Consider the following 5,945-nt stretch of genomic DNA (forward strand, 5'->3'; position numbering starts at 1 on the left):
CTAGTTGCGGGCTCGGCGCCTACCTGTCCACCCGCGCGGTCAGCCGCATTCCGGATGCCGTCCTCGAAGCGCTGATGCTCGCGACCATGGTCGCGATGGCGCTTTTCACTCTCTTCAACAGCTGGAGAAGCCCGTGAGCCTGCACATTCTTCGTTTTGACGACCATCGGCACGAAACCGCGATGGAGATCGGCGGCAAGGGACTGAACCTGTGCCGTCTGCATCGCAGCGGATTCCCGGTGCCGCCGGGCTTCTGCGTGCGGGTGTCCGCCTTCGACGACATGCTCGCGGCCAACCCGAGCCTTGGCGCCACTCTCGACGGCTGGTTCGCCGGCCGTGAAAGCGCATCGGCCGTGCGCGCGGTCTGGCACACGGCGGCCTGGCCCGAGGCGCTGTCGCAGGCGATCGACCTCGCAGTGGCCGATCTCGACCCGGCGGAGCCCTTGGCCGTGCGCTCGTCGGCCATCGTCGAGGACTCAGCCCAGTTTTCGTTCGCGGGCCAGTTCGACACGCGCCTCGGCGTCCGCGGCGGCGATGCCGTGCGCCGTGCCTTGCTGGACTGCTGGGCTTCGTTGTGCAACCCGACGCTGCTGCGGCATGCGCTCGAGCATGGCCTCGAACGCCACGAACTGAAGATGGCGGTGGTGGTGCAGACGCTGATCCGCCCAAGTGTGGCCGGCGTGCTGTTCACCGTGGATCCGCTGAGTCAGAACCGGGAACGGCTGCGCATCGAAGCCAGCTACGGGCTCGGCGAGGCGCTCGTATCGGGCAGCATCACCCCGGACTCGATCGTCGTCGACAAGCCGAGCGGCCAGGTCGTGGAGCAGGTCGTCGCCCGCAAGACGAGCCAGCTGCGCTACGCCGATGGGATGGTTGTCGACCAGCCCGTGCCTGAAACGCTGCGCGATGCCCCGAGCCTCAGTGCGCTGGACATCGCCCAGCTCACCGAGCGCGCCCTGCGCATCGAGGCCTGGGCCGGCCGGCCGCAGGACATCGAATGGGCCTTCGACGGCGTCCGGCTGTGCATCGTGCAGAGCCGTGACATCACCACGCTGGCCGACACCGACAGCGCACTCTTCACGCCGCCCGTCATCGCCGGAACCTGGACGCGCGAGAACATGGCCGAGCGGTACTACGAGGCGAACACGCCGTTCACGATCTCGACGCTGTATCCGGCGCTGGAGACGGCCCTGGAAACGTACTTCCGCCGCGTCGGCATCCGGGCCGACACGGCCACCTTCGGCCCCCTGATCCGTGTCTTCCACGCCCGGCCCTACCTCAACAAGTCGCTGGTGGCCGCCGCGCTGAAGGGCATCAAGGTCGACAACACGCAGATGGAAGCCGTGCTCGGCAAGCGCAGAAACGTCGGCTTCAACCCCCGCCTGCCGCTCATCGGGATCGGCGTGCTGCGGATGATCGCGCGCAGCTACTCGGAATGGGAGGCCTTCCAGCGCGAGGTGCTCGATCCGCTGGTGACTCCTTCCGAGCCCGAGCTGGCCGCACTGGCGTTTCCCGAGCTGCGCCGCTCGCTCGACGCGCAGTTGCAGATGTTCGACCGCTATTGGGTCGTGCACATGGCCAATGTGCGCTGCGCCGACTACTGCCAGAAGATCCTCCGCATGATCCTGGGCACTGTTCACGCGAGCGAAGAAGAAGCGTTCGACGCCTTCTGCCGCCTGAGTGCCGGCTTTGCCGACAACATCACCTTCGACAGCGACTCCGAACTGCACCGCATCGCCCGTCTGCTGCGGCAGCAGCCTCGCCTGGCCGCAGCCCTGCGCGGCGGCTCGCACGCCGCCTTCCAGCGCGCGCTGGCCGCGGACCCGGCGGGTCGCGACATCGCCGCGCGATTCGATCGCTTCATCGAAAGATTCGGCTTCAAGCTCGTGCACCAGGAGTTCCACGATCGCCAATGGCGCGACGACCCGGAACTTGTCTGGCGGCACATCGCAGCGGCCATGGACGCGGGCAACGAGGACCCCAAGTCCCGCGTGCTGGCCAAGGTTGCCGAGCGCGAGCAGGCTCATGCGGCGACCTTGGCGCGTTTGAAGGGGCCGCTCGGGCTGGTGCTGCGCCCGGTGTTCAACTTCATCTATCGCCGGACGTGCGACTACGTCCCGGCGCGCGAGAACGACCAGTTCCACTTCGGCAAGCTCGTCTACCTGATGCGCCGCACGCTGGTGCACATGGGTCGGCGTCTGGTCGCGGCCGGGGCGCTCGCCGATGCGGACGACATCTTCTTCCTCGAGTTGGGCAAGATTCCGGCCGTTGCCGAAGGTGCCGCCGATCTGAAGCGCTATGTCGCGCGGCAACGCGCCCTGTTCGCGCGCCTAGAAACGATGAACGTCCCCCACGACATCAACGGTGGCACCGAACCGGCGCATGCCAACCAAGCCCAGGCCGGCTGGGCCGGGCACGGCGTGAGCACCGGCACCGTGACCGCCACCGCGCGCATCGCGCACGAGCCCTCGGAGCTGAAAGAGGTGGGCCACGGTGAAGTGCTGGTGACCCACTCCACCAACCCGGCCTGGACCCCCGCCTTCGGCCGTATCGCGGCGCTCGTGACCGAGTCCGGAGGGATGCTGTCGCATGGCGCCATCATGGCCCGCGAGTACGGCATTCCGGCCGTGCTCGGGCTGCGCGGTGCGACCTCGCTGATTGCGTCGGGCGACACGATCACGGTGCATGGGGGCGAGGGCCGCGTTGCTCTGGCGTGCCTGTCGCCCACCCAGGAACCGAGGAAGCCACGAGAGCCCGCGCGGCCGGACCAGTTCCGGCCGGTTGATTTGCAGACCCAGTTGTCGAAAGGTTGACCCCGCCATGAATCTCTCGCACACCCTGTCCTTGCCCTGCGGCGCGCGGCTGAAGAACCGGATCGTCAAGACCGCCACATCGGAAGGCCTGGCCGACCGCCACGACCACGCAACGCCCGGCCATCGCCGTCTCTACGAAATCTGGGCCCGCGGCGGTGCTGGACTGCTCATCACCGGCAATGTGATGGTCGATCGGCGTTACCTGGAACGGCCAGGCAATGTGGTCGTCGAGGACGCCACCGGCCTGCAGGCGCTGCGCGCCTGGGCCGCGGGCGGGACGACGGCACAGACCCACTTGTGGATGCAGATGTCGCACCCCGGCCGGCAATGCCCCAAGCTGGTTTCCAAGGAGCCGCTGGCACCTTCTGCCGTTCAACTGGATCTGCTGGGCAACTATGCCCGGCCCCGCGCGATGAGCGAGGCCGAGATCGACGACGTCATTGCGCGCTTTGGCCAGTGCGCCAATCTGGCCCGGCAGGCCGGTTTCACGGGCGTGCAGATCAACGCCGCCCATGGCTATCTGATCAGCCAGTTCCTGTCGCCCGAGGTCAACCGGCGCGAGGATCGTTGGGGCGGCAGCCTGGCACATCGCGCCCGGCTGCTGCTGGCCATCGTGGCGCGGGTCCGCGAACGGGTCGGCGCCGATTTCCCGATTTCAGTCAAGCTCAACGCGGCCGACTTCCAGCGCGGTGGCTTCAGCCTGGAGGACAGTTGCCAGTGCGCACTGTGGCTGGCCGCGGCGGGTGTGGACCTGCTGGAGATCTCGGGCGGCAGCTTTGAGCACCTGCGCCTGCTCGGCGACCGCGGCGACCCGGCCACCGCAGAAGACCCGGCCGTCGCCGCGAGTGCGGTGAAGGCGGGCTATTTCACCGACTACGCGCTGGCCATTGGCCAGGCGCTGCGCGACGCAGGCCGGGCGATGCCGTTGATGGTGACCGGCGGCTTTCGCAGCCGCGAGGCGATGGAGCGCGTGCTGGCGCTGGGCGGCATTCAGCTGGTCGGCCTGGCACGGCCGTTTTGCGCCACGCCCGACCTCGGCCACCGGCTGCTGCGCGGCGAGGACATTCCGGCCGATGCACGCGCCGCATCCTGCACCGGCAACGCACTCTCACGTTGGTTGACTCGTTTCAAGACCTGGCGGGTCCTGCGCGTGCAGGGCGACGTGGCCTGGCATGCGCGCCGGCTGGCCCAGCTGGCCCAGGGCTACAACCCCGAAAACAGGTCGCCTGCATGGTCCTTGATCGGCCACATGTGGGCCGACATGGCCCACGCCATGCGCCGCAAGCCACCGCTGCCCGGCATTGCGAACTGACGCTGGAGGACATTCCCATGCGAGGCCTCGTGCTCTGCGTGTTCCTGTTCTCTGCGCTGCTTGCTGCCAGGGCTGAGGATCTGATGGGCTCCGACCGCAACGCCTACGGCAGGGAGGTCCGACTGAGTGTCGACACCCTGGACGGTGATCGCTACGCCACGGTCACCGGGCGGGTGCTGATGGAAGGCACGCTGGCCGCCCCCGCCCGGCTGTTCTCCGATGTCGCTGGCCTGCCGAGCTGGATCGACAACCTCGTGGCAGTCAAGGAGATCGATGCGCGAGGGCCGACGGACCGCACTGTCTACATGCGCTACTCGGCCCCGGCCGGCTTCGATGATCGTGATGGCGTGATGCGATTCGTGGCGGTCAGGGAAGCGCCCACGGTCATCACGCTGAAGTTCGAGGACATGGCTGCGTTCGTGCTGGCCACCGATGCGGTGCGCATGACGGACGTGCGCGGCCGCTTCCGGGTGGAACAGGTGGCGCCGGGCATCCTGGCGGTCGAGTTCCGGCTGCACTACGACTCCGCGGCCAGGCCGGTGGTGCTGGCCAACCTGAGCGTGAAGCGGCAGGTCCAGCAGACGCTGGTGCGCATGCGGCACTCGATCGAGGTCTTGTTGCGCAATGCCACCCTCGACGCAGCGCTGGCGCACGCGCTCGACCGGCCGTAGCCCATGCCGGCGCACCACCGCGGTCGCCTGTCGCCGCCGCCAGTGCAGCCCGGCGCGCGCCGCCTGGCTTGGCCGGCCGGCCGCATCGACGTCTGGCAGCTGCGTCTGCCGGCCGCGCTGCCCTGCCTATCGACGCGCGCGGCGGTGTTGTCGGCTGACGAGCGCCGACGCGCCGCAGCCTTTCGTTTCGAGCGTGATCGCACGCGCAGCGTGCTGTCGCGCGGCAGCCTGCGCGAGCTGCTCGGCGCCTACCTCGGTGAGCCCGCGGCGCGCGTGGCGCTGGTCATCGGCGAACACGGCAAGCCGATGCTGGCCGACGGCGGCGCCGGCTTGCAGTTCAACACCAGCCATGCTGGCGAGTACGTGATGCACGCGTTCACAAGCGACGAGCCGGTGGGCATCGACATCGAGAAGACCCGTCCTCGAGGCTTCGACGCTGCCATGTTGCGCGGTTTCCTGGGCGGTGCCGAGATCGCGGCGCTCGAGCGGCTGCCGGCACCCGCTGCGCAGTTGCAGGCGCACCGTATCTGGACGCACAAGGAAGCCTTCCTCAAGGCGATGGGCAGCGGCTTTTCGGTCGATGCACGCGGCATCCAGCTCCCCGTGGACACCGCAGCGCTGGCCGGCCACGGGGCCCGGCTGATCGGCAGGCCGGGCCCCTCGAACGGCCAGGACGGCGCCGACTGGAGCCTGTGGGAACTGCCGGTGGCCGACGGCTACCACGCCACCGCCGTGCGGCGCGGCGCGCCGGTGCCGCTGCGGCTGGGACCCTTCTGAGTTGTCGCCTGCACGGCTACGCGCCGCCCGCACCACGCGCGTCGGCACCTCGAACATGCCGCCGCCGCAGTGGTTCAGCGTGTGCAGTTCGGCGACCCGCACCGCAGCGTGATGCGCTATCCCCGTCGATGTCGACGCACAGGAGTTGGCGCGCTGCGGTCTCCCGTGGCATCGCGCTAGCCCGGATGTTTCACAAGCCCCCTACTGGATGGCCATTAGAGGATTTTCTGCCGATCCTGGAGGCTGAAGCGGCTGGCTGTGCGGCCATTGATGCTCGCGCGGTTGGGTATCGGCTCGTTGTGGGCATGACTTGCCCCACCCCGGCTTGGGATGCGGGCCTGGTTGGGGTCAACGCGCGGGCCAGGCACTGGAT

Annotated in this window: 4 protein-coding genes; all 4 read left to right on the forward strand. The window is 68.7% G+C overall.

The window, feature by feature from the left end:
- The first annotated feature begins 133 nt into the window (after nt 1-133).
- From ACOVRJ_RS22535 to ACOVRJ_RS22550, 4 genes are read left to right on the forward strand one after another with little or no spacing between them, the layout of a single operon-like run.
- Entirely contained in the window at nt 134-2,812 is a 2,679-nt protein-coding gene (locus ACOVRJ_RS22535) for a PEP/pyruvate-binding domain-containing protein (protein WP_422046062.1), read from the forward strand.
- A gap of 7 nt (nt 2,813-2,819) precedes the next feature.
- Nucleotides 2,820-4,124, forward strand: a complete 1,305-nt coding sequence (locus ACOVRJ_RS22540) for an NADH:flavin oxidoreductase/NADH oxidase family protein (protein ID WP_422046063.1) — start codon at nt 2,820-2,822, stop codon at nt 4,122-4,124.
- A 17-nt stretch (nt 4,125-4,141) separates the two neighbouring features.
- A complete protein-coding gene (locus tag ACOVRJ_RS22545) occupies nt 4,142-4,795 on the forward strand; it encodes a hypothetical protein (RefSeq protein WP_422046064.1) in 654 nt (217 codons plus the stop codon).
- A gap of 3 nt (nt 4,796-4,798) precedes the next feature.
- Nucleotides 4,799-5,572 (forward strand): 4'-phosphopantetheinyl transferase family protein, encoded by a 774-nt coding sequence (locus ACOVRJ_RS22550; RefSeq protein ID WP_422046065.1) that lies wholly within the window; start codon nt 4,799-4,801, stop codon nt 5,570-5,572.
- Nucleotides 5,573-5,945: the final 373 nt, after the last annotated feature.

The sequence above is a fragment of the Roseateles sp. genome (assembly GCF_049240545.1).
Classification (GTDB): Bacteria; Pseudomonadota; Gammaproteobacteria; order Burkholderiales; family Burkholderiaceae_C; genus Paucibacter_A.